Origin of the sequence: Bacillus sp. AFS012607, from assembly GCF_002558005.1 — a bacterium.
In the GTDB taxonomy this organism is placed as follows: domain Bacteria; phylum Bacillota; class Bacilli; order Bacillales; family Bacillaceae_G; genus Bacillus_A; species Bacillus_A thuringiensis_S.
Window position 1 is genome coordinate 59,880 of the sequence record NZ_NTVM01000024.1, and the last position, 26,086, is coordinate 85,965.

The following is a 26,086-nucleotide window of genomic DNA, read 5'->3' on the forward strand; positions in this document are numbered from 1 at the left end:
AGTCAGTCCCCCCTATTTGAAAGTAATTCATTAATGATTTTTTTAATTTCTTCTCTCTCACCTGAAACTACAAGCATATCTCCTTCTTCAATTACTGTTTCTGGTCCTGGATTAAATAGCTTCTTCATGTTCTTCTTCATAACTGCGATTATCGTTACGCTATATGTTTTTCTTATTTCAAGATCGCCAATTGTTTTTCCGATTGCTGGAGCTGTATTCTCCACTTTGAACCACTCAATCGCTAAACCTTCAAAAACCATCTCAACATTTTCTAACGCCCTAGGCTTATATACCATTCCACCTAATATTGCTGCGATTTGCCTTGCCTCTGAGTCACGTAGTGAAATACTTGAGATGCTTTCTTCATGGTCTGAATCAAAATGATACATTTCTCTACGCCCATCATCATGAATGACAATTACCATCTTTTCGTTACCTTTCGTAACGATTTGAAACTTATAACCAATACCCGGAAGTTCACTTTCTCTAATATTCATTTTTAGCTCCTCCATAACTTATTTATTTTAATTTTCTGTTTTTCTGTCTTTTATTCATCCAATCAACTTTAGAAATTCTAACCACTCAGGATATTTGTGATTTGGAAATCTTTTATTGTAATAATAAGTTGCCCCTAAAAAGATACTTAAAGATGTAATGATAAAAAATATATTACTTCTCATTTTCAAACTCTCAAGGCTTACTTTCAATAAAGAATCTTCTTTCAAATTATCCCCACTTTCTCGCTTTAAATTTAGTTTTTTAAAATGTAAATAATTCTAAAAATATTACGATGTAACATAATCATAACACAAAATTGATTTAAGTAACATAATTTTTTAGAAAAATTGATTCTCGTATATTTTTTGCATATAATTTTCTTATTACGAAAAAAAGGAAGTGTATTATATGGTTGATATCTTTAGCAGATTCCTTGAGGTAACGAATAATATTTTATGGTCATATATTCTTATTGCAATGCTAATCGGCTTCGGTCTTTACTTCTCTTTTAAATTAAAATTTGTCCAAATTACTCATTTCAGTGAGATGGTCAGCTTAATTAGTAAAGGGTTTAATCGAAAAGAAAAAAAGAAAGATAGCATCTCTCCATTCCAAGCATTTTGCTTAAGTGCAGCAGCACGTATCGGTATCGGGAACTTAGCCGGTGTAGCACTAGCAATTTCAATGGGTGGACCTGGCGCAATATTTTGGATGTGGTTTATCGCAATTATCGGAGCAGCTACTAGTTTCGTAGAATGTACGCTCGCTCAAATTTATAAAGTAAAAGATGGTAGCAGGTTCCGTGGTGGGCCGGCATATTACATGGAAAAAGGATTAAACAAACGCTGGATGGGTGTTTGGTTCTCACTTCTTATTACAGTTGCGTACGGATTAATTTTCAATTCAGTACAAGCGAATACAGTAACAATAGCGTTTGAAAATGCTTTTGGACTAGAGCGAACAATCGTAGGAGCTCTATTAGCCTTATTAGTTGCAGTCATTATTTTTGGTGGTATTAAGAGCATTTCACGTATTACAGAAATGATTGTTCCGCCAATGGCAATCGTTTATATCGGCGTGGCTATTTTTGTCGTTATTAACAACTTCAATATGTTACCAAGCATTTTCATGGAAATCTTTAACGGTGCATTCGGTTTAGACCAAGCCATCGCTGGTGGTATTGGAGCAGCAATCAAGTTCGGAATTCAGCGCGGTTTATTCGCGACAGAAGCAGGTATGGGTAGCTCTCCTAACGCAGCAGCAACATCAGATGTATCTCACCCTGTAAAACAAGGACTTGTTCAAGCATTAGGTGTTTTCGTAGATACATTCTTAGTATGTACATCAACAGCATTTATCGTATTATGTTCTGGACTTTACAAAGGATCAAATTTAGAAGGTATCGAATTAACACAAAACGCTTTAAGTTCACAAATCGGACCGTGGGCAAGCACTTTCTTAGCGATTATTATTTTCCTATTCGCTTTCAGTTCTCTACTAGGAAACTACTATTATGGTGAAACAAATATTGCATTCATTAAAGAAAGCAAAACATGGTTAATGATTTATCGTGTTGCAGTTGTCGGAATGGTATTCTTCGGATCAATCGCTGCTCTTAAAACAGTTTGGAGTTTAGCTGATTTATTCATGGGACTAATGGTATTCACAAACTTAATTGCCATCTCATTCCTTAGCAAATTTGCTTACGCTGCATTAGTAGACTATTTGAAGCAAAAGAAACAAGGAAAAGATCCAGTTTTCGTTGCAAGCTCTATCCCTGGTTTACAGAATACAGAGTGCTGGGATGGACAGGATGTAGAAGAAAAACAGAAGGCTGTGTAATGATTAAAAGCGGATTCGGCTCGTTCAGAATCGCAGGACACTTCAAGCTCTCGACCTTGAAGCGCTTTTTGCTTCGAGCGAGAGAGCGAAATGACCGGAGATTCTAGCCGCTGGAGCTGGATAAATCTTAAAGCGGAGGTGACTTGCTCAGAACAGGAGGGCATTGGAGCTCCTGACGAAGAGGCGCTTTTTGCCTCACAGGAAGGCGCGAAATGACCGACTGTTCTAGTCACCGGAGCTGGATATTATATAAAAGCAGAAGCGGCTCATTTAGAACAAGAGCTATATATCAAACAAAATCCCTATTACCTCACCGTAATAGGGATTTTTATTTACAACAGTTCATAATTTGTTCAAATTAATTTCAGCAAAAGGGTTGTTTTATATCAATTACTAGATTATAATAATTATAAATTAGTAATTGATATAACATAACAACTCAAAAGGAGATTGATCATAATGAACAAACAAGTAATCGAGGTATTAAACAAACAAGTAGCAGACTGGAGCGTTTTATTCACAAAACTTCACAACTTCCATTGGTACGTAAAAGGGCCTCAATTCTTCACATTACACGAGAAATTCGAAGAACTTTACACAGAATCAGCTACTCACATCGATGAAATTGCAGAACGCATTTTAGCAATTGGCGGCAAACCAGTAGCAACAATGAAAGAATACTTAGAACTATCTTCTATTCAAGAAGCAGCATACGGAGAAACTGCAGAAGGGATGGTCGAAGCAATTATGAAAGACTACGAAATGATGCTAGTCGAACTGAAAAAAGGCATGGAAATCGCTCAAGATTCTGACGACGAAATGACATCTGACCTACTACTAGGCATCTACACAGAACTAGAAAAACACGCTTGGATGCTACGCGCGTTCTTGAATCAATAATAGATTTTAAAGCGGAGGTGACTTGCTCAGAACAAGAGGGCATTGGAGCTCCTGACGAAGAGGCGCTTTTTGCCTCACAGGAAGGCGCGAAATGACCGACTGTTCTAGTCACCGGAGCTGGATATCATTAAAAGCAGAAGCGGCTCGTTCAGAACAGGAGGGTGTTGGAACTCCTGATTACGAGGCGCTTTTTTCCTCAAATGAAGGAGTGAAACAACCGACTGTTCTAGCCGCTGGAGCTGGATATCATTAAAAGCAGAAGCGGCTCGCTCAGAATCGCAGGACATTGGAGCTCTCGACCTTGAAGCGCTTTTTGCTTCGAGCGAGAGAGCGAAATGACCGGAGATTCTAGCCGCTGGAGCTGGATATCGTTAAAAGCGGAAGTAGCTCTCTCAGAATGTGAGGGGGATGGAACTTTTTCCTGCGAGGCGCTCTTTGCCTCGCAGGAAAAAGCGAAGACACCAAACATTCTAGCTACCGGCGCTGGATAATAAAATTAAAGCAGAAGCGGCTCGTTCAGAGTCGCTTTTTTTATGTAGTGGTTGCACTTAACGGTACACGAAATTATATCAACGATTTTTCAAATATATCGATCATTACCCTTAATATATCAACGATTTTTTCATTATATCGATCATTACCCTCAATATATCAACGATTCGACAAGGGATATCAATTTACCGACAAATCACGACAATATTAACACACAACTCGCCCCCACTTTTATCACTATATTACAATCCTTTTTATGTTAAAATATAGGAAACACCCTTTAGTATCATAGATCCAAAAGGCTTTTCCAAATTCATCATTTACTACTTAAATGACGGGAGTGGTTCAGTTGAAAGACTACTTAATTAGAGCGTTTTTTGCGTTAATAACAGTTGGGATTCTCTTACTTATAGCTAATATTTTCAATATACGTGTCGAGGTTAAGGACTATGCTTTCCTCGTTGTCGTAGCAATTGGTGGCGGCTGGGGTGGCTGGTACCTGTATAAAAAACAAAGCAATCAAAATGATAAAGGCATTCCAAAGTAATATGGAATGCCTCTTTTATTGCCTTCTGTAATAAATAATGAAATTCAGACCACTAATACAACCAATCGCAATAAACATACAAAACGATTGTGGATCTCCACCTAGATTATACTCATCAACGATAAATCCGGACATAAACAACGTTATCGCGGAAACACCGATACACAATACCGAGATAAACCAAAGCGAAAATTCATTAATCAACTCTTTCTTCTGTCTCAAAACAATTAGCATAACAAGAATAGATGCTGCTAAAATACTTTTAAAAACCGGACGTAAATATACGAACTCCTCCATCTATTTCTCCTTTCCCCAAAACATTACATCTAAACATTAACATATTTAACCAAATTAAAAACACATGCCATCTTAAATTAAAACGACATGTGTTTCCGTATTTGCTATGATAGTTGCTTCCACTTCGTTCCCAAAACAGGACGCTCATAATTTTGGATTGCATGAATTAGTTTATCTGCCGTCTCAGCTGAAACGATCAATTCTTTATTTGATGGATTCATAAATCCTTCTTCAGCTGAACGTTCAACCATTTGTAAAATTGGTCCGTAAAAGCCTTTTATGTTCAATAAACCAACCGGCTTATTATGTATACCAATTTGTGACCAACATACTACTTCAAATAGCTCTTCAAACGTTCCGTATCCGCCTGGTAATGCAATAAAAGCATCCGCAAGCTCTGCCATTTTCGCTTTACGTTCATGCATCGTCTCTACTTCAATTAATTCTGTTAGCCCTGTATGAACAATTTCTCCTCGGAATAGACCGCGTGGCATAACACCTGTTACACGTCCGCCTAAGCGAAGAACTTCGTTTGCCACTTCTCCCATTAATCCAACGCAAGAACCACCGTATACAAGCTCATAATCGTTCTCAACAAACATTTTTCCTAACGCTATTGCCTGCTCTTTAAATTCTGGTCTCTCCCCTAAATTAGAACCTGCAAACACACAAATCTTTCTCATTCCTACACCCCGAAACTATATATTGTTATGATACAATGAATATTGTACAACATATTGAAGGGATGAGGAAGAAATGGATATCGTCGCATTTCAAAGATGGGTGGAGGAATTTTACGAAAAACGAAGCTGGTCACAGTATAATTCCTTTATTCGCTTAAATTTCTTAACAGAGGAAGTTGGAGAAGTTTCACGCGTTGTTCGTGCAATCGAAATTGGCCGTGATCGTCCTGACGAAAAAGTGAAAACAGAAGAAGAACTAAAACAAGAGTTAAAAGAAGAACTTGGTGATGTACTATCTAATCTTATTATTCTTTCACAAAAATATGATTTAGATTTACAAGACATTATGGAGGCACACGTCACAAAGCTTTCGAAAAGGTTCGAAGTATCCAAATGAGAATATTATCAATTATGGTATAATGTTCTTGTCACAATACTAAGGGGGATTTTATGTTATCTAAAAAATTGCACGACGCATTAAACGATCAAATGAACTTTGAATTTTACTCTGCCCACGCCTATATGGCAATGGCTGCTTACTGTACAGCTGAGAGCTATGATGGATTCGCTAACTTTTTCCTTGTACAAGCTGAAGAAGAACGTTTCCACGCAATGAAGCTTTACAACTACATTAATGACCGTGGTGAGCGTGCTATTATTACTGGATTTGATAATCCAAATAACGAATATGAATCTGTATTGAACGCTTTTGAAGTGGCACTTGAGCACGAGCGTGAAGTAACGAAGCGTATTTATAACTTATCTGATATCGCTTGGGATGAGCGTGAACACGCAACAATTACATTTTTAAAATGGTTCGTCGATGAGCAAGTAGAAGAAGAAGCTTCATTTGATAGCATCATCCAAAAACTAAAACGTATTACAAGTGATTCAAACGCACTATTTATGCTAGATGCTGAATTAGAGAAACGTACATTTACACCTCCAGCTCAATAATATTTCAATCACCTTAATACATGTATTAAGGTGATTTTTTATTTGCTCTCTATCTTAAAATCACCTTAAATTTCCTCATATTTGACATAGCGCCAGCTATAAAATGGTATTATTTTCAATATAAAAACAATATACGAGGAGAGAAAAAATGAATCAACGTGTAGAAGCTGTCGATGCAATTCGTGGTTTCGCTTTGTTTGGCATTTTACTAGTCAATATGACATTAATTCAATTTGGGTTCTTCACCAGTGAAAAACCCACTTATCTATTCGGCAATCTTGATAAAGGCGCTAATTGGTTTATTCAATTTTTCGGCACACACAATTTTATATCCCTATTTTCTTTTCTATTTGGGCTTAGCATTATTTTGTTACAAAAAAGTATTATCGCAAAAGGAAAAAAATTCTTCCCTACATACATAAGACGTATTATCATTCTTTTACTACTTGGCTACATTCACGGCACTTTTGTTTGGGAGGGAGATATTTTATTTGCATACGGAGTTATCGGGATTTTCTTAATGATGTTCATCAATCGAAAACCGAAAACTTTGCTCATTTGGGCGATTATTCTACTCGCACTTATTACACTTATGTCCTATCAAACTGATCCATCTACAAATATAAATGATTTCGCACCTTATACTGAAAAAGAACATAAAGTCCATCAAACCGGAGGCTATATGGATCACGTCAACTTTAGATTGACTGAAAATCCTTTTGATTACATGGGAATTGACGGTGCATTCGGATTATTTTTCATATCAGTTTTCGCAATAATTTTTATGTCTCCACTGTTCCTATTCGGAATGTATGTAGGGAAAAAAGGCTGGCTATTTGAGGTCAATAAACATATACCTGCTGTCAAAAAAATATGGTTTGCCACCGGTCTCTTCTCTTTTACAATTAAAATCTTAGCTATGTTCGTAAAGCATCCGATTTTAATTATGTTACAAGATGGCCTTACACCAGTAACTATGACCTTCTTTTACGGAAGTACGATTATTTTATTATTCCATTACAAAAAAGCATCTCGTCTACTAACATACATGGCGAACATGGGAAAAATGTCCGTTAGTAATTACTTAGCACAATCTATTATTGCAACAACTATTTTTTACGCATATGGATTTGGCCTATACGGTAAAATCGGTTATTTCTTCGGTATTCTTTTAACCATCGGAATTTATACGATTCAATTATTCGTTAGCACCTATTGGCTCCAGAAATACCGGATGGGTCCAGTGGAATATGTGTGGAGACTGGGAACTTATTTAGAGAAACCACGTTTTAAAAGAGATTTGGATAAAGCAAGTTAAACAAAAAAGCAATGAGCTTACGCTCATTGCTTTTCTTAATTTATTAAAGCATAACCCCAACGATAATCGCTGATAATATACTTACTAACGTTGCACCGTATACAAGTTTTAAACCGAATGATGATACAACGTTTGCTTGTTTGCCATCGATACTCTTCGTTGCACCTGCGATAATTCCGATAGATGAGAAGTTCGCAAATGATACAAGGAAGATAGATAAAATACCTACTGTACGAGCTGATAAATCGCCAGCTACTTTTCCAAGGTCAAGCATTGCAACGAATTCGTTCGTCACTAATTTTGTTGCCATAATTTGTCCTGCTTGTAGCATCTCTGATGTTGGAATACCCATTACGAATGCTAATGGTGAGAAAATGTATCCTAAAATGCTTTGGAATGTGATTCCGAAAATTGAATCGAATACACCGTTAATTGCTGTAATTAATGCTACGAAACCGATTAACATCGCCGCTACTGTTACAGCGATAGAGAAACCAAGCATAATATATTCGCCTAACATTTCAAAGAATGTTTGTTTCTTGTCTTCTTGTAATTCTAAAATATCGTCTTCTTCTTTTACTTCATATGGATTAATGATATGAACGATAATGAATCCACTGAATAAGTTTAATACAAGTGCTGTTACTACATATTTTGGATCAATCATTTTCATATAAGAACCGACGATTGACATCGATACTGTAGACATTGAAGATGCACAAAGTGTGTATAAACGATTTTTCGGTAATTTGCTTAGTTGATCTTTTACTGTAATGAATACTTCCCCTTGACCAACGATTGCAGCCGCTACCGCATTATATGATTCTAGTTTTCCTAAACCGTTAACTTTACTTAATAGGAAACCGACTGCACGAATGATAATCGGTAAAACTTTAATATGTTGCAGGATCCCGATTAATACTGCTAAGAAAATAATCGGTAATAATACTGTTAAGAAGAATGGTGCTTGTCCATCGTTTGCTAGACCACCAAATACGAAGTTAACCCCAGCTTCCGCAAATTTTAAAATAGAACCAAATCCATCTGCGATCCCTTTTACTAATACAAATCCGACCTTTGTATTTAGTAAGAAATACGCAAGTACCAATTGAATGACAAGCATAAGTGCAATTGGTTTATATTTAATTTTCTTACGATCTGAACTGATAAGGAAACCTAGTACAAACACTACAAGTAAACCGACTAGAAACATTACTATTTTCATATGTGAATCCCCCACTTCTCCCACGAGTTATTGGTCGTATAACGTATAACGAATGACGTCTGACCATTGTTGTTAAAAAGATTTAAAACCCCTAAAAACTATTCAACTGTCATCTAAAATCAGTAAGCGTTTACATAAATTGCAATTTATAAAAGGTAGCTTCTTCTCTCCTACCATACTTGAAAGTCTGAAATTGATACCACCTACAAATCAAATTGTAAGCGTTATCTAGGTGAAATGCAATATAAATTTTAAAAGATTTTTATATGTTAATATATTCCTAATTAATTGGTTTTTTCATGCAAATTTACCATAAAAAAATAGCCCTAGCTATGAGCTAGAGCCATCCTTTTTTTACCCCGCTTTAACGGGCAGTAAGACCCCCATCTCAACATTCAGCGAAAACAAAGAAGTTAGATGGGTGATTAACTGCCCATAAAAGCCCGATTGGTGAGGGCTGATAATCAGCGGGGGATAAAGCTCCCCCCACTAATTAAAGTTTCACTTTATAACATAACACCAACGATAATCGCTGATAAAATACTTACTAATGTCGCACCGTACACAAGGCGTAGGCCGAATGATGATACAACATTTGATTGATTTTCATCGATACCTTTCGTTGCACCTGCGATAATTCCGATAGATGAGAAGTTCGCAAATGATACAAGGAATACAGAAAGAATACCAACTGTACGAGCCGATAAATCACCAGCTACTTTTCCAAGATCAAGCATCGCAACAAACTCGTTTGATACTAATTTTGTTGCCATAATTTGTCCCGCTGTTACCATTTCTGCTTGCGGGATGCCCATTACGAATGCTAATGGTGAGAAAATATATCCTAAAATAGCTTGGAATGTAATACCGAACATTGAATCAAACAAGCTATTGATTGCTGTAATTAATGCTACGAAACCAAGTAACATTGCCGCTACTGTGATCGCGATTGTGAAACCAAGCATAATATATTCGCTTAGCATTTCAAAGAATGATTGTTTCTTCTTATTTTCTAATTTCAGTGTATCTTCTTCTTCTGTAATATCGTACGGGTTAATAATATGAATGATAATGAAACCACTAAATAAATTTAATACAAGTGCTGTTACTACATATTTTGGTTCAATCATTTTCATATAAGAACCAACAATTGACATCGATACTGTCGACATAGAAGATGCACATAATGTATATAAACGATGTTTTGGGATTTTACTTAATTGATCTTTTACTGTAATAAATACTTCTGCTTGTCCAACAATGGCAGCTGCTACTGCGTTATATGATTCTAGTTTTCCTAGACCATTTACTTTACTTAACAACGTACCAATAGCACGAATAAATATTGGTAAAATTTTAAAGTGTTGCAGAATTCCGATTAAAACCGCAAAGAATACGATTGGTAATAGCGCTGTTAAGAAGAATGAAACCTCTCCTTTATTAACAAGACCACCAAATACGAAAACGATTCCAGCTTCCGCATATCCAAGAAGTGCGCCAAATCCATCTGAAATTCCTTTTACTAAAATATAACCAACTTGCGTATTTAATAAGAAATAAGATAATACTAGCTGAATAATAAGCATAATTGCGATTGGTTTATACTTAATCTTCTTTCGATCGGCACTTATAAGAAAACCGAGTACAAATACAACGAGTAATCCTACAAGGAACATAACAAACTTCATTAATAAAATCCTCCATTTAACTCTTCATTAACGTTGAACGTCTGACCATTCGAAACAAGAAATAATCCGAACTTTCCATTTCTCCTCCAAAACCTTCAATCGGATAGGAAAGATCATAAAACCTCTTATTTCAAAGGCATTTTCCATTCTAACATAAATCATAATTCATATCCGCATTTTTCTTAAAAAAATACGTTTTATTATGAAACATTCATGAATGTTCGTCTTTTTCATTATAAAGCGAAACTTTAATGAACGGGAGTTTCACTTCACACAAATAGCTGAACCAACAAAAAATGAGCATCAAGTTTCACTTGATGCTCACCTCATTATACTGCTTTTTCTTTATCAGCTACCTCTGGCTTATCCCAACACTCTGTATTGTTCAAACCTGGAATAGACTCCGCATAAAAGACTGGATCTTTCCCTTGTTTCTTTTGCTTAATATAATCTGATAACGCTGCGAAAGCGTACTTAGAAAGGAATACAATTGCTACTAAGTTAATAACAGCCATAATTCCCATAAATAAATCTGCTAAATCCCAAACGATTTGAATTGTCGCCACGGACCCTAGCATAACCATACCAAGTACAGCAATGCGGTATGCATTTAATAGCACTTTACTTCCATTTAAGAACTCAATATTCGTTTCACCATAGTAGTAGTTACCTACTAATGAACTGAATGCAAACAAGAAGATTGCAACTGCTACAAATATAGAAGCCCATGGACCGATATGTTGACTTAACGCCTGCTGCGTTAATTGAATTCCATTTAAATCAGCTGCATTATGCACATCTGATAAAAGAATAATAAATGCTGTACAACTACAAATTAATAATGTATCTGTAAATACCCCTAAAGTTTGAATGAAACCTTGTTTAACTGGGTGCGTTACGTTTGCAGTCGCTGCTGCGTTCGGCGCACTACCCATACCTGCTTCATTTGAGAATAATCCACGTTTTACCCCTAATAAAATCGCAGCTCCTAATCCTCCACCTACTACTTCTTTAATTCCGAAAGCATGTAAGAAAATTTCTTTAAATACATATGGAATTGCCGTAATGTTTGTTACAACAACGAATAATGCCACTGCTACATAAATAATTGCCATTACTGGAACAATCATTTCAACCGCGCGAGCAATTCGTTTTACTCCGCCGAAAATAATAACTGCAAGTAAACCAGCCATAACAAGACCTACTAATCTACTATCTGTTTTGAACGCCCCATCAAAGGCAGCCGCTACAGTATTAGACTGTACAGCGTTAAAAATCAATCCGAAACTTACTGTTATTAGAACAGAGAACACAACACCTAACCAGCGTTTCTTTAAACCCTTTTCCATATAATACGCTGGGCCCCCACGGAATGCATTCCCATCTTTTACTTTATAAATTTGCGCTAATGTGCTCTCTACAAATGCAGAAGCACCCCCAATTACCGCGATTAACCACATCCAAAATACTGCTCCTGGACCACCTGCTGAGATTGCAATAGCTACACCAGCTAAGTTACCAGTACCTACACGAGAAGCTGTACTCATACAAAACGCTTGAAATGATGATACGCCGCTCTTCTCTTTTTGCGCTTTTCTCGTTTTCGAGCTTGCTCCATCCCCAAGCAAACGAATCATTTCACCGAAGTAACGAACTTGGACAAATTTCACACGAAATGAAAAATAGAGCCCTAACCCAATTAACATCGCAATAATGACATATGACCAAAGGATATTATTTACATCCCCAATTACCCTAGCTAAAAAATCCATATTTGCATTGCCCCCTCTTCCTAACAATAAGAAAATTATATTCTAAAAACTTTAAGTAATCAAGAACTTTATGTAAGGTTTTATAACATGAATATGTTAATAAAATTAACATACGTGTTTTTTTACATAAAAATATAGCCATTACATACATTTATCCAATACTCAATCACTTATCCTCTTCGACCAGTCATACTTTTAATACAGCACGTTCCCCACAAATAACGAGAGAGAAATAAACAAAAAAATTATATTAATAATTACCTCTCACCCTTTTCATCATTTCCTACAACAAAAAAGGCGAGCATCGAATTCACCTCGATGCTCGCCTTTTCATTTACACTGCTTTTTCTTTATCTGTTACCGCTGACTTATCCCAACACTCTGTATTCGTTAAACCAGGAATAGAATCTGCACTGAAGACTGGATCTTTTCCTTGTTTCTTTTGCCTTACATAGTCTGCCAATGCAGCATACGCAAATCGGCCGAGAAGTGTAATCGCAATTAAGTTCGTGATTACCATTAGCCCCATAAATAAGTCCGCCATATTCCATACAACTTGAAGCGTCGCAACAGAACCGAATAATACCATTCCAACTACCGCAATACGATAAATTGTTAACCACGTTTTGCTTTGCTTAATGAATTCAATATTTGTTTCACCATAATAGTAGTTTCCTAGAAGTGAACTAAATGCAAATAAGAAAATAATAATCGCTAAGAAACTGCTCGCCCATGGGCCAATTTGTGAACTTAATGCATTTTGTGTTAATTCAATACCTTCTAAATTCGTTGCTTTATATGCACCAGAACATAGTACGATAAATGCTGTTGATGTACATACTAAGAATGTATCTACTAATACTCCAATCGTTTGAATAAAACCTTGTTTCGCTGGATGCGTTACATCAGCTGTTGCTGCCGCATTCGGCGCACTACCCATACCTGCTTCGTTCGCAAATAATCCGCGCTGAATACCATATTTCATCGCAGCACCGATACCGCCACCTACAGCTGAATCTAAACCAAATGCACCTTTAAAGATTTCCGTAAACACATCTGGTATTAAATAGAAGTTTTTAATGACAACAAAAATAGCTACGGCAATATAAATAAGCGCCATTGGCGGAACAATCATTTCCGACATACGTGCAATACTTTTTACACCACCAAAAATAATAACCGCAACTAATGCAGCTAATACAATACCAACAATATAACGCTCTAAGCCAAATGCATTTTCAAATGCTAATGTTACTGTATTTGCTTGTACTGAGTTGAAAATTAAACCGTAACTAATTGTAATCAGAATAGAGAACCAAATCCCCATCCAACGTTTATTTAAACCTTTTTCCATATAATAAGCAGGACCACCACGGAAGCCACTGCCATCTTTTATTTTATAAATTTGCGCAAGCGTACTTTCTACGAAACTTGAAGAAGCACCGATAATCGCAATAACCCACATCCAAAATACAGCTCCAGGTCCTCCCATAGAAATAGCTAACGCTACACCAGCTAAGTTCCCGATACCAATACGAGCTGCAGAACTCATACAAAATGCTTGGAACGATGATACACTGCCCTTTTTACGTGTCTTGCCAGTTAGTCCATCACTCATTAAACGAATCATTTCTCCTAAATGAGTAAGCTGTACGAATTTCAATTTAATAGAAAAATAAAGCCCTAAACCAATTAACATTGCAATAAGAATATATGACCAAAGAATCGTATTCGTTGATGAAACGAATTGTTCCAAAATATTCATACAATTAACCCCTCCTTTTCTCCATAAAACGAATTATATTTAAAAAACATTCAAAAATCAACATTTTTCGACAATTTGCAATTTCCAAATATTAGCCAAGCGCGAAGTAACAATATCTTTATGACTCTCCTCCCTCTAACTGTGCATACTAAAACAAAAAATAAATCTACAAACTACCCCATTGACAAAAACACCTACCTGTAACTATAATGATTACAACATGTTGTAACAAACCTAATTACAATACATTCATTCACTTTCAGATATACAATTTAACAAAACACTTTGGAGGGATTTATTATGAAAATCGGAATTATCGGAGCAACTGGTAAAGCAGGAAGTCGTATTTTAAAAGAAGCATTAGATCGTGGACATGAAGTAACTGCAATCGTAAGAAACGCTGCAAAAATTACAGAAGAAAACGTAAAAGTTTTAGAAAAAGACGTATTTTCTCTTACATCTAACGACCTACAAGCATTCGACGTAGTTGTAAATGCATTTGGTGCTCCAGCAGGGCAAGAACACCTTCACGTAGATGCAGGAAACGTACTTATTGAAGCTGTGAAAGGTGCACCAAATACAAAATTACTTGTAGTTGGCGGAGCAGGAAGCTTATTTGTAGACGAAGAAAAAACAACACGTGTATTTGATACACCAGGTTTCCCAGGCGAATACCTTGCAACAGCTCAAAACCAAGGTAAAAACTTAGAAATCTTGCAACAAACAAATGATATCACTTGGACATTCATCAGCCCTTCTGCACTATTCGCATTAGGAAAACGCACTGGTTCTTACAAAGCTGGCAAAGACAATCTTCTTGTTAACTCAAAAGGTGATAGCTACGTAAGTTACGAGGACTTCGCAGTTGCAGCACTTGATGAAATCGAAAATCCAAAACATGTAAACGAACGCTTCACAGTTGTTTCTGAAGCTGAATAATAAAAAAGCTCGTAAAACATAATGTTTTACGAGCTTTTTCTTATTATCGTACTTGCTCTAAGCCATTTTGAGTAATCTTGAAGGAAATCTCTTTAAATTTTTTCGCATCCCCTTTTCCAATTAACTCACCAGTTTTATACCAACTTAAACGATCAGATTCTGCATGATACACTTTTACTACATCACCATACTCGAACATCATACCATTTACTTGCTCAGCAAAATTCTTTGAAGTTTCTTGTCCTTCTGCTGTTACATGTTTTTTCTCCGTTCCATTTTGATCATATAGGGTAATTCCCATATATAATTCATTGTTAAAGTAACTATGAATTTGTTCATTTGTAGACGTTACATGTAGTTTCTTATCATCATGATTTAACGTTACAATAGAACGAATATCATCACCCAGCCCTTGGTATACAAGACTATCTCCATATGTTACTTCTACTGGTACTTCCGTTACTTTCTTATTTCCAAAACGGTCTTTCGTTTCTACTTTTACTGTTTGTTTACCGATTTTTGTTGTATTTGGTTTTTCTACAAATCCAATTACTTCTCTATCTTTCACTTGAACAAAGTTTTTTGCATCTAATTTATCAGCGTTTGTTGCGATTACTACTTTTTGCGGTATAGCTGTTACTTCTTGTTGTGCTTCCATTCTCTCAAAACCTTGCTCTGTCACTTTAAAGAGCACTTCATGAACACCATACTGCGCATTCATTAGTTCATTCTTTTTATACACTTTAAATCTATCAAACTCTCTTTGATATACCTTTATTACATCACCGTATTCAAAAGTCATTCCATTAAATTGTTCTGCAAATACTTTCGTATTCTCCGATGCTTTTACTGATAAATCTTTCTTCTCTTTTCCATCCTTATCATACACAGTCATTCCCATATACTTCTCATCTGCAAATGAAGTATGCATTGGACCTTCTGAATCTGTTGTACTGAATTTCTTTTCTTCATGATTTAATGTAACAATCGATTTAATATTCGTTTCGTCGTGCCATGTACCGAAGAACATAATGCTATCTCCGTAAATCACTTCTACTGGCACTTCTGTTATTTGCTTATTACCAAAGCGATCTTTCGTTTCTACTTTTACTGTTTGTTTTCCAACTTTTGCTGTAGTTGGTTTTTCTACAAATCCTACTACTTCTCCGTCTTTCACCTGAACAAAATTTTTCGCTTCTAATTTTTCAACATCTGTTCCGATTACTACTTGTTGAGGTTTCGCTGTGACTTCTTGCAACATGTCCATTCTCTCAAAACCTTTTTCTGTCACTTTGAAGAATAGTTCTTTTGTTCCTTTTTTCTCACCTTGACCAGTAAGTGTATTATTTTGATACCATTTCAAACGATCCGGTTCTGCGTGGAATACTTTCACTACATCTCCATACTCGAACTGTATACCATTCACTTGCTTCGCAAAGTTCTCTGATGTTTCTTGTCCCTCTGCTGTTACATGTTTTTTCTCTTTTCCTTCTCCATCGTATAACGCGATCCCCATGTATAGCTCTTTATTAAAATACTCATGAATTTCGCTATCCATATCAGTTGCATGGAATCTCTTCTCTTCGTGCTTTAAAGTTACAATTGAAGCAATATCATCGCCATTTCCTGCATATGCAATGCTATCTCCATAAACCACTTCTAATGAAACTTCCGTTACTTTCTTATTTCCAAAACGGTCTTTCGTTTCTACTTTTACTTTTTGTTCACCAATCTTTGTCGTATTCGGTTTTTCTACAAATCCAACTACTTCTCCGTCTTTGACTTGCACAAAATCTTTTGCTTCTAATTTTTCAACGTTAGTTCCAATAACTACTTTTTGTGGTACTGCTGTTACTTCTTGCAGAGCTTCTAATCTCTCAAATCCATTTTCAGTAATTTTGAAGAATAATTCTTTTATTTCTTTATTTTTTCCTTCTCCCACATATAAACCTTTTTGATACCAATGTAAGCGTGAAGATTCTGCATGATATACTTTCACCACATCTCCATATTCAAATGCTAATCCATTTACTTCCTTGGCAAAAGCTTCTGTATTCTCCAAGCCTTTTACCTCTATATTTTTCTTCTCTTTTCCCTCTTTATTGTACAAGGTGAATTCAAAATACTTCTCATCTCCAAAGTAATCATGAATCAAATTATCCGTATCTGTCGCACTCATTTTTTTCGTATCATGATGCAACGTTATAATTGATTTCATATCGTCACCATCATAGCTTAACCCATATACAAGTAAACTATCTCCATAAGTTACTTCTACTGGCACTTCCGTCACTTTCTTATTTCCGAAACGATCTTTCGTTTCTACTTTTACTTTTTGTTCACCAATCTTTGTCGTATTTGGTTTTTCTACAAAACCAATTACTTCTCCACCTTTTACTTGAACAAAGTTTTTCGCTTCTAATTTTTCAGCGTCTGCCCCGATTAATACTTTTTGCGGTACTGCTTCTACTTCCTGTATACCGTCTATTAGTTCATATCCTTGTGGAGTAATCTTAAAGAACTTTTCTTTTTTATTCTTAGCTCCACCTTGATCTACAAGTTTATTACTTTGATACCAATCGAAACGACTTGGTTCTGCATGATATACTTTCATAATATCGCCATATTGAAGTTCAACACCTTCAAGTTGCAAAGCAACCTTTTTAGAATTTTCTTGCCCTTCTATAGAAATATTTTTCTTTTCATTTCCATCCTTATCATATAAGGTAATCCCTACATACTTTTCATTTTTAAAGCGCTCATGAAACTCATTACCAACGAAAGAAACGTTGATTTTCTTTTCATCATGAAGGAGCGTTATAACAGAATTTACCTCATCACCGTAACCTTTAAATACCATAGTATCTCCATAAAGACTGTTAACTGGAACAGAAATGAAATTTCTCTGTCCTTTCTCATCCTCAATTTCTACTAATACCGCTCTTTTTCCAACCTCTAAATACGGCCACATAATTCTACCTGTTACTTTTACATTTTCACCTAAATTTTGAACAAGACTATTTGCTAGATTTTCATTAAAATTCGCACCAACGATGAGATCTTGTACCACAGTAGACGCTTCACCATAAGGAAGCCCGCCGTATGGTTTCACTTGTTTTTCACGAATAATACTACTATCTGTTGCTTTCCATATTTCTTTTTCTAATTTAGGTAAATTTAAATTTTCGATTTTCCCTCTAACCTCATCATTTGGACCTAATCCCCATTTCTCAAAAAACGGCACTAAGTTTTGTTTAGCCGCTTTCGATGCCATATAAATAAACATTTGCTTTTTATCTTCATCTGAAGCAGGCATTTCAGATTCTGGTAATAAGCGATACATTTGATGTAAATTAGGGTAAAAATGCTCTCCATAAGCTAAATCAAGTTGCCAAAACATTACTAGTTTCTCGAATTCTTCCATCTTTTTTTGAGCATCAGGATTATCTAAGTAAGCAAAAGCTTTTTTATAATGACCATCTTCTTCTAGACTTGATTTATTGCCTAACATTCTTTGAACCGATAATGAATATATATTTACTGTTACTTCTCCTACACCTGACCAAAACCAAGGAGCTTGCTGATGTAAATGCCCTACTTCATGCCACGGTCCCCAGCCATCTCCTTGTAATCTCTTTATATTTAAAACCCTATCCATAGTCTCTGGAACATACCCTGTATGATAATGAGTAGCAAACATCCAATCATCTTTATCTGGTTTTCTCTTTTCAACAAATTGGATATAGTGGTTTGGAGCTTTTGACACCCCTATACCATCTTCAGATAATCCTGCTACAGAATTTTCAAAGCGAATAATCTTATCATGTAGCCTCATTAATTCTACTGGATCCGTCTCTCCCATATAGTTTGCCACTGCTTCAGGACTTGCAGTAATTAAACTTCTCTCACCCTTCAATTCAACTGCATAAGGATTTTTATACTTTTTTAACATTGCATCCCAATCTTTTTTTGTGTGTTTCCCTAATACAAATAATGGAAAATGACTTCCTCCATGAATAACTGAAGCTGTTACTTCGCCATCATTATTCATGTTATAAAAATATAGTATTCCACCTCTTGAAGATGAAATATTATTTTCACCAGGTTTTAACTCAAATTCTTCAAACCCTTTTTCATCATATGACTTCGTTCCTATGAACGCTTTAATAGATTGCGTTCCTTTTATTTCAATTTTAATTTCTTCATTTGGACCAGCATAAATTCCAGTTGGTTCATTTGTTGAAAGTACATAACGTACTTTTAAGCGTTTTTGCTCTTCTTCAACACTACCTTTTCCAGGCAAATGAAACGTTCTCTGCTCCAAACGATTCTCTTTACTCTCTTCCAACTGCCCGCCCTTATTCTCTTCCAAAGGCGCCGCATATCCTTTCGATGCTTCGAAAGCTACTGGTGATAATAATGTAGATATACAAATACCAGCTACTAATACCCTACTCTTTTTCTGCTTTGACATAATCTGTGTCCCCTGTCCTTTTTTTAGACAAACCATCCTATATATTCATTTAATAAGAAATCCTATTATTTTTATAAAAACATTTATTGAATAGACTAACACCTCTCGCACCTATATCAATTACTACCGCATTTCTCTAAATGTATTCGCTTTCTTATATTGTAAATTTTTTTATGTATTACGCCCTCCTCACTTCGCTCTACTTGTGATGAGTTCTCTTCTTACATAAAAGGAAAATAGTAAAAGATATATTTTAGTCTCGTCATCTATACATCTAAAAATAAAACCTTACATTTTCTTCATATATGACCATCTATAGGTAGTTTTTCCAACTGAATTTTACACGCTTTTACCTGTATTTAATAGCCTCCCCCCAAGAATAATATTACAATTTTGTGAATTTAATCTATTAATCGTAACGTTAGGATTTTGTTATATTTATATTATTTTAAAATATAATTTACTCTGTAAAAACACTATTTTATCTATTTTATTATTTTCTTAATATAACTTTAATCCTCGCATACAAAAAGCATTGGCATAGGCCAATGCTTTTATTTACCTTTTATATTGATTCGGTTTATGCGGTTCATTTGGAGTATATGGCTTATTTGGTTTATTTGGAGCCTCAGCCTTTTTCCAACTTACCGCTAACTCAGGGCTCGTTTTCTCTTCACTACGCTCAAGTAATACTACTGCATTTTGAATAGTCGGTGTACCTTTATGCGCAATCCCTTGTAATTTCGTTAAATTTCCTGATACTTTAAAGCTAAATCCACCAGCTGGTGTTTGTTTCGGAATTAAAATGCGGAACTTCTCTCCTACATTAAATTCTGTTTTTGTTTCGCCTTTTTCATTTGCAAACTTCACACCCGCTGGTGCACCTGTTGCTTGCACTTTATACGTTCCGCTTTTTGCATTTGTTTCTACTGTATATAAACCTGTTTCAAAGAAATCATTTTTTAATACTGCTTCTTGTTCTTCTGTAGGAGTTACACTCATCGTAATTTCTTGTAACTCTTCACTAGCGTTTGCTTTTGCAACGATGTCTTTCGTTACTTTCTCTACATTTTTATTGCGGAAATCTAAATCATTAACATCAATTTGTTTTAACGCATTCCACACTGCCAGTTGCGTTGCGTAATGCGCCTCTCTCCAATCAGATACCCCTAATTCTTGTGGGCTCTTTTGTGGATATCCATTCAACAGTACACGGTACACGTTAATATCTACTTTACCCATTTCTGGTAAGTCTTGACCGCTCGGAGATTTTAAGTCTACATTTAAGCAAAATGCAATTTTTCCATCTGCTGTTTTAATAAGTTCTGTTCGGATTGGTTTCTTCTTTGACCTACTATAACTCCAATCCATTTCATACTTTGTATGGTCCATAACCTCTGCGAATGCTTTTTGAAGTGGGAATAATACAAATAAGACACTTAAAAACATAGCTAAAAGTTTGAACGATTGCTTTATATTCATATTTACAGCCCCTTAATAACAAACTTAATACTAAGTAGTATTTAATTAGAAAATATTTTTATGCACAAAAAAAGAGTGCATAAAAGCACTCTTTTTTCTTTCTTACTTTAATCTTAGAAATCGAAGTTATCAGGATCTGGACCAACGCGGTGATTTTCGTTTAACGCATCGATTGTTTCCATGTCTTCTTTTGTTAATTCAAAGTTAAATACATCCGCGTTTGCAATAATGCGGTGTTCTTTCGTTGATTTTGGAATTGTGATTATTCCGTTTTGAAGATCCCAACGTAAAATCACTTGTGCTGTTGTTTTACCGTGTTTCTCAGCAATTGCTTGTAATGTTTCGTTATCTAATAATTGACCTTGCATAAGTGGTGACCATGCTTCCATTTGAATACCTTGTTCTTTACAGAAAGCTTGTAATTCTTTTTGTGTTAAACGAGGGTGGTATTCTACTTGGTTAATCATTGGCTTAATTTCTGCATCTTTCATTACATCTTGTAAGTGGTGAATTTGGAAGTTACTTACGCCAATTGCACGTACGTGATCTTCTTTATAAAGTGTTTCTAGCGCTCTCCACGTATCTTTATATTTTCCTTCTACAGGCCAGTGAACAAGATATAGGTCTAAATAATCTAGTTCTAATTTCTTTAAGCTCTCTTCGTATGCAGCAATTGTTTCTTCGTATCCTTGATCTGCGTTCCATACTTTTGAAGTGATAAATAATTCTTCTCTTGAAATACCAGTCGCTTCAATACCGGCACGGATTCCTTCACCTACAGCTTTTTCATTTCCGTAAATTGCAGCTGTATCGATGCTACGGTATCCTGCTTTAATCGCTGATTTTACAGCTTCTACAAGTTCTGGTCCTTCTTCTACTTTAAATACACCTAAACCGAACCAAGGCATTTCTACACCATTATTTAATACTGTTTTACTTTGTAAGTTTTTCATTTTATTTTCTCTCCTTTTATTTTACTTGATCTCTTTTTTCTAATGTCATGCTCCACGCTGTTAAAATCACAGCACCTACTACCATAATTCCGCCTACCCAAGCCGTATGAATTAATCCTAACGAGTTCGTTACAATACCGCCCAAGTAAGCACCAAGAGCAATTCCTGCGTTAAATGCTGCAATGTTAATCGCTGATGCTACATCAACAGCGCTAGGTACAAACCTCTCAGCCAAGATAACGACATACACTTGTAGCCCTGGGACATTCATAAACGCAAATAGTCCCATAAAAATAATTGTAATGAATCCAGCAACTTTAAATGGCGCTGTAAATGTTAAAACAAATAATACAATCGCTTGAATAAAGAACATGTAAAATAACGCTCGAATCGGATTATAATTTGATAATTTTCCGCCGACCATATTCCCAATCGCAATTGCAATTCCGTATACTAACAAAATAATTGTAACGGTACTTGCTTTAAATCCTGTTACTTCTTGTAATAACGGAGATAAATACGTAAATGTTACGAATGTTCCCCCGTATCCTAATGCAGTAATGATAAATACAAGTAATAGTCTTCCGTTCGTAATCAACTTAAATTGATCGTGAAATGATACAGACGTACCCTTTTTTAAGTTAGAAGGAATTAGCATACTGTTGGCGATTAAAGCAACGACTCCAATTGCCACAATAATCATAAACGATGCTCTCCAGCCAAATTGTTGACCGATAAATGTTCCAATTGGTACACCTGTAATAGTCGCAACAGTTAAACCAGTAAACATAAATGCTATTGCACTTGCACGTTTATTCTCAGGTACAAGCGCAGCCGCAATTGTAGATCCAATTGACATAAAAACCCCATGCGCAAACGCAGATACAACCCTCGCGATCAGTAGCACAGTAAAACTTGTTGCTACTGCCGCAATACCATTGCCAATAATGAAAATAATCATAATCCACATTAACAACGTCTTTCGCGACATACTAGCTGTTAATGACGTCAATACTGGAGCACCAAACGCTACTCCTAATGCATATAAAGAAACGGTTAAACCAGCTGTTGTAACCGAAACATTTAAATCTTTCGAAATAGATGGTAGTAAACCGACACTAATAAACTCGGTCGTACCAATCCCAAATGCACTAATTGCTAGTGCTAATAAAGCAAACATACTTCTTCGATTCGTCTGAACTTCTGAAGATGGTACTGTATATGAACTCAATTGAATTCCTCCTTATTGCAAGAAATCCAATCATAATAGTATGATAAAAAGGCCCTTTTATCTTCTAAAAAATATATTTTATACTTACAAATGCTATTATGAATGGTTTCACTCCTTTTTTGAAGAACGCACTTTAAAGTACGATAGGCACTAAAAAGTAACATAGTCACTTTTTGGTACCGTACTACTCACTTGCTTCTCACATGTGCTATTATGAAACATATTTAACATGATAAAAAGTACGTACTTTAAAGTGCTATAGGTACTAAAAAGTAACATTTGTATTATTAAGCTTACTTTACTCATAAAAGGAGGGTTTCATATGAAAAAATACAATATTCCTGTAGAGGCGACTTTAGAGGTTATCGGTGGAAAATGGAAGGTTGTTATCCTTTGTCATCTAACGAAAGGCACAAAAAGAACGAGTGAACTAAAACGTTTAATGCCTGGTATTACACAAAAAATGTTAACTCAGCAATTACGCGAATTAGAGGACGACGGGGTCATTCAAAGAAAAGTCTACAACCAAGTCCCGCCAAAAGTAGAATACTCCCTTACTGATTACGGTTGGTCTTTAGAATCAATTCTTGACTCTCTTTGTACTTGGGGCGAATGTCATCTTGAAAAAGAAGGTAATACATCGATGCTAATTGCAGAAGGTGAATAATAGGAAAAAGGAAAAAACGAACATGAATTTGTTCGTTTTTTCCTTTTTTTCTATATATATATGTACATTTCTAACTAAAACAAAATATTTTATACGCTTTCATACCTTGTCAGCACTAGGTTATACACTCAATATCAAATAATTAGGAATCATTTTTATGTTAACATAGGTGCATATAGTATATAATATAGGATATATATTATATACACTTTCCGGTAGCGGAGCTTTTCCATTATGCGGACAAGCCATGTATCGGACAGTTCATAAACAATAGGTAAGAAAATGTGGTTTTAGATCTATGTCAGCTTGTTTGCTGCCATATATTTAAAGGCATTTTATTGTGTTTTGTGAAACTTTGCATAAAGTTTCGTAAACGTTTACTATCTTACTTATAAAAAATAAGAGTATTGCTATCGTAAAGGAGAATTGGAGATGCCAGAAACTATGACTCAAACAAAGCCAGAACAAGAAACTGTACAAATTTCTGCTAGCCAAGGACAACTTGATGTACTTGATCAGTTGTTAAAACCTGAGGTACAAGAATCATTAACAACACTAGTAGAACAGCTTCCAAAATTAACTGAGCTTGTTAACATTTTAACTAAGTCTTATGACTTCGCTCAAACTGTTGCTACTGATGAAGTATTAAAAAGCGACACTGTTGGTGCAATTACAGAGCTTGTAGAACCTGTAAAAGATACAGTGAAAAGCATGGCTGCAACTGCAATCGAAGCGAAAGATCGTGCTGACGAAAGTACTGAAGTTATCGGCCTATTCGGTCTATTAAAATTACTAAAAGATCCACAAGCACAAAAAATGTTCCGCTTTGTGAACGCATATCTTCAAATTAGTGCAGAACGTAACAATAAATAATTTAACTTATAACAACAATTAGTAAAGACGGGGGATATCATACTATGTCAAAACAAATTGTCATCTTAGGCGCTGGTTATGGCGGTCTTCTTGCCGCTTTAAACGTACGTAAATATTACAGCAAATCAGAAGCACAAGTTACAGTGATTAACCAATACCCAACACACCAAATCATCACTGAACTACACCGCCTTGCAGCTGGTAACGTTGCTGAGCAAGCAATTGCAATGCCACTTACAAAGCTTTTCAAAGGCAAAGATATCGATCTTAAAATCGCAACAGTTGAGTCATTCTCTGTTGATAGCAAAGAAATCAAACTAGCTGGCGGCACTACTTTATCTTACGATGCACTTGTAGTTGCTTTAGGAAGTAAAACTGCTTACTTCGGTATTCCAGGACTAGAAGAAAACAGCATGGTATTAAAATCTGCTGCTGATGCAAACAAAATCTACAAACACGTTGAAGACCGTATTCGTGAATACGCGAAAACGAAAAACGAAGCTGATGCTACAATCGTAATCGGTGGTGGCGGATTAACTGGCGTTGAGCTAGTTGGTGAGCTTGCTGACATTATGCCTAAACTTGCAAAAAGCCACGGCGTAAATCCAAAAGAAGTTAAACTTCTTCTTGTTGAAGCAGGTCCAAAAATCCTTCCAGTATTACCAGACCACTTAATCGAACGTGCAACTACTAGCCTAGAAGCACGCGGTGTTACATTCTTAACAGGTCTTCCTGTAACAAACGTTGCTGGCAATGAGATCGACTTAAAAGACGGTCAAAAACTTGTTGCTAACACATTCGTTTGGACAGGTGGCGTACAAGGTAACCCATTAATCGGTGAATCAGGTCTTGAAGTTAACCGTGGTCGTGCAACAGTTGATGCATACCTACAATCTACTTCTCACAAAGACGTATTCGTTGCTGGAGACAGCGCTGTTGTCTTCTCTCCAGACGGTCGTCCATACCCACCAACTGCACAAATCGCTTGGCAAATGGGTGAGTTAATTGGATACAACTTATACGCAGCACTAGAAGGCAAAGCATTCGAAGAGTTCGCACCTGTAAACTCTGGAACACTTGCTAGTCTAGGACGTAAAGATGCGGTTGCTACAATTGGAGCAAGCAATACTCCACTTAAAGGCTTACCAGCATCATTAATGAAAGAAGCAAGTAACGTTCGTTACTTATCACATATTAAAGGTCTATTCAGCTTAGCTTACTAAGCTGAATATAAGCCCGAATCATGCCCTGCATGGTTCGGGCTATTTTTATCCCGCATTAACGGGCAGTAAAACCTCCACCTTAAAATCCAGTGAATGCAGGGATGAAGTCGGAAGATTAACTGCCCGTAAAAGCCCGATTGGTTCAACTAATAATCAGTGGGGAGGAACAACCCCCCCACTGATTAAAGTTTCACTTTATCCGTAATTTTCTCTAACTTATATATTCGGCAGAAGAATAATATAACCCTTTTAATTATCTA

The 26,086-nt window shown here is 35.9% G+C and carries 22 protein-coding genes; 11 read left to right on the forward strand and 11 right to left on the reverse strand.

Translation table 11 applies throughout. The features are described from left to right. Positions 1-2 precede the first annotated feature (2 nt). Entirely contained in the window at positions 3-497 is a 495-nt protein-coding gene (locus CN409_RS25315; protein ID WP_001026075.1) for a cation:proton antiporter regulatory subunit, read from the reverse strand. A gap of 409 nt (positions 498-906) precedes the next feature. On the opposite strand from CN409_RS25315, the gene CN409_RS25325 reads away from it, so the two are divergent. From CN409_RS25325 to CN409_RS25340, 4 genes are all read left to right on the forward strand, one after another. Beyond that, positions 907-2,340 (forward strand): alanine/glycine:cation symporter family protein, encoded by a 1,434-nt coding sequence (locus CN409_RS25325; protein ID WP_000227587.1) that lies wholly within the window; start codon positions 907-909, stop codon positions 2,338-2,340. Positions 2,341-2,799: 459 nt separating this feature from the next. After that, a complete protein-coding gene (locus CN409_RS25330) occupies positions 2,800-3,240 on the forward strand; it encodes a Dps family protein (RefSeq protein ID WP_001041895.1) in 441 nt (146 codons plus the stop codon). Between the two features lie 91 nt (positions 3,241-3,331). Further along, positions 3,332-3,493, forward strand: a complete 162-nt coding sequence (locus CN409_RS32005; RefSeq protein ID WP_016078146.1) for a hypothetical protein — start codon at positions 3,332-3,334, stop codon at positions 3,491-3,493. A gap of 588 nt (positions 3,494-4,081) precedes the next feature. Continuing rightward, the gene (locus CN409_RS25340) at positions 4,082-4,279 is read left to right on the forward strand and encodes a hypothetical protein (protein WP_000656312.1); all 198 of its coding nucleotides are present in this window, start codon (positions 4,082-4,084) and stop codon (positions 4,277-4,279) included. A gap of 15 nt (positions 4,280-4,294) precedes the next feature. Here the strand turns inward: CN409_RS25340 and CN409_RS25345 are convergent, their stop codons facing one another. Then, positions 4,295-4,576 carry a hypothetical protein gene (locus CN409_RS25345; protein ID WP_000390910.1) on the reverse strand — a complete coding sequence of 94 codons (282 nt, stop codon included), beginning with the start codon at positions 4,574-4,576 and terminating at the stop codon, positions 4,295-4,297. Positions 4,577-4,680: 104 nt separating this feature from the next. After that, positions 4,681-5,259 carry an LOG family protein gene (locus CN409_RS25350; RefSeq protein WP_033669073.1) on the reverse strand — a complete coding sequence of 193 codons (579 nt, stop codon included), beginning with the start codon at positions 5,257-5,259 and terminating at the stop codon, positions 4,681-4,683. A gap of 73 nt (positions 5,260-5,332) precedes the next feature. On the opposite strand from CN409_RS25350, the gene CN409_RS25355 reads away from it, so the two are divergent. The 3 genes from CN409_RS25355 (at position 5,333) to CN409_RS25370 (ending at position 7,534) form a co-directional block, all read left to right on the forward strand. After that, the gene (locus tag CN409_RS25355; protein WP_000355764.1) at positions 5,333-5,656 is read left to right on the forward strand and encodes a MazG nucleotide pyrophosphohydrolase domain-containing protein; all 324 of its coding nucleotides are present in this window, start codon (positions 5,333-5,335) and stop codon (positions 5,654-5,656) included. A gap of 53 nt (positions 5,657-5,709) precedes the next feature. Continuing rightward, positions 5,710-6,216, forward strand: coding sequence for a ferritin (locus CN409_RS25360; protein WP_000949393.1), 507 nt, complete (start codon positions 5,710-5,712; stop codon positions 6,214-6,216). Between the two features lie 148 nt (positions 6,217-6,364). Beyond that, a complete protein-coding gene (locus CN409_RS25370) occupies positions 6,365-7,534 on the forward strand; it encodes a DUF418 domain-containing protein (RefSeq protein ID WP_097981397.1) in 1,170 nt (389 codons plus the stop codon). A gap of 43 nt (positions 7,535-7,577) precedes the next feature. On the opposite strand, the gene CN409_RS25375 is transcribed toward CN409_RS25370, so the two are convergent. The 4 genes from CN409_RS25375 to CN409_RS25390 form a co-directional block, all read right to left on the reverse strand. After that, the gene (locus tag CN409_RS25375) at positions 7,578-8,759 is read right to left on the reverse strand and encodes a NupC/NupG family nucleoside CNT transporter (RefSeq protein ID WP_000706853.1); all 1,182 of its coding nucleotides are present in this window, start codon (positions 8,757-8,759) and stop codon (positions 7,578-7,580) included. Between the two features lie 506 nt (positions 8,760-9,265). Next, positions 9,266-10,447, reverse strand: coding sequence for a NupC/NupG family nucleoside CNT transporter (locus CN409_RS25380; protein ID WP_000673845.1), 1,182 nt, complete (start codon positions 10,445-10,447; stop codon positions 9,266-9,268). A 329-nt stretch (positions 10,448-10,776) separates the two neighbouring features. Next, positions 10,777-12,219: an alanine/glycine:cation symporter family protein gene (locus CN409_RS25385; RefSeq protein WP_000346410.1), complete on the reverse strand. Its 1,443-nt coding sequence runs from the start codon at positions 12,217-12,219 to the stop codon at positions 10,777-10,779. 334 nt (positions 12,220-12,553) lie between these two features. Continuing rightward, the gene (locus CN409_RS25390; RefSeq protein ID WP_001022952.1) at positions 12,554-13,984 is read right to left on the reverse strand and encodes an alanine/glycine:cation symporter family protein; all 1,431 of its coding nucleotides are present in this window, start codon (positions 13,982-13,984) and stop codon (positions 12,554-12,556) included. A 300-nt stretch (positions 13,985-14,284) separates the two neighbouring features. Here CN409_RS25390 and CN409_RS25395 point away from each other — a divergent pair, with 300 nt between their 5' ends. Continuing rightward, on the forward strand, positions 14,285-14,923 hold the full coding sequence (locus CN409_RS25395) for an NAD(P)-dependent oxidoreductase (RefSeq protein ID WP_000689910.1): 639 nt from the start codon (positions 14,285-14,287) through the stop codon (positions 14,921-14,923). 43 nt (positions 14,924-14,966) lie between these two features. Here CN409_RS25395 and CN409_RS25400 read toward each other — a convergent pair whose 3' ends face one another. The 4 genes from CN409_RS25400 to CN409_RS25420 all read right to left on the reverse strand — a co-directional run bounded on the left by CN409_RS25400 (position 14,967) and on the right by CN409_RS25420 (position 23,012). Continuing rightward, positions 14,967-19,397, reverse strand: a complete 4,431-nt coding sequence (locus CN409_RS25400) for a putative mucin/carbohydrate-binding domain-containing protein (protein ID WP_097981399.1) — start codon at positions 19,395-19,397, stop codon at positions 14,967-14,969. 558 nt (positions 19,398-19,955) lie between these two features. Beyond that, positions 19,956-20,879, reverse strand: coding sequence for a thioester domain-containing protein (locus CN409_RS25410; RefSeq protein ID WP_001022528.1), 924 nt, complete (start codon positions 20,877-20,879; stop codon positions 19,956-19,958). Positions 20,880-20,992: 113 nt separating this feature from the next. Then, positions 20,993-21,832 carry an aldo/keto reductase gene (locus CN409_RS25415; RefSeq protein WP_000793556.1) on the reverse strand — a complete coding sequence of 280 codons (840 nt, stop codon included), beginning with the start codon at positions 21,830-21,832 and terminating at the stop codon, positions 20,993-20,995. A 16-nt stretch (positions 21,833-21,848) separates the two neighbouring features. Continuing rightward, positions 21,849-23,012, reverse strand: a complete 1,164-nt coding sequence (locus tag CN409_RS25420) for an MFS transporter (RefSeq protein WP_170955808.1) — start codon at positions 23,010-23,012, stop codon at positions 21,849-21,851. Between the two features lie 373 nt (positions 23,013-23,385). Here CN409_RS25420 and CN409_RS25425 point away from each other — a divergent pair, with 373 nt between their 5' ends. The 3 genes from CN409_RS25425 to CN409_RS25435 all read left to right on the forward strand — a co-directional run bounded on the left by CN409_RS25425 (position 23,386) and on the right by CN409_RS25435 (position 25,826). Beyond that, positions 23,386-23,730: a winged helix-turn-helix transcriptional regulator gene (locus tag CN409_RS25425; RefSeq protein ID WP_000760473.1), complete on the forward strand. Its 345-nt coding sequence runs from the start codon at positions 23,386-23,388 to the stop codon at positions 23,728-23,730. A gap of 432 nt (positions 23,731-24,162) precedes the next feature. Then, positions 24,163-24,603 carry a DUF1641 domain-containing protein gene (locus CN409_RS25430; protein ID WP_001115310.1) on the forward strand — a complete coding sequence of 147 codons (441 nt, stop codon included), beginning with the start codon at positions 24,163-24,165 and terminating at the stop codon, positions 24,601-24,603. 44 nt (positions 24,604-24,647) lie between these two features. Then, positions 24,648-25,826: an NAD(P)/FAD-dependent oxidoreductase gene (locus CN409_RS25435; protein WP_000043197.1), complete on the forward strand. Its 1,179-nt coding sequence runs from the start codon at positions 24,648-24,650 to the stop codon at positions 25,824-25,826. The last annotated feature ends 260 nt before the right edge of the window (positions 25,827-26,086 follow it).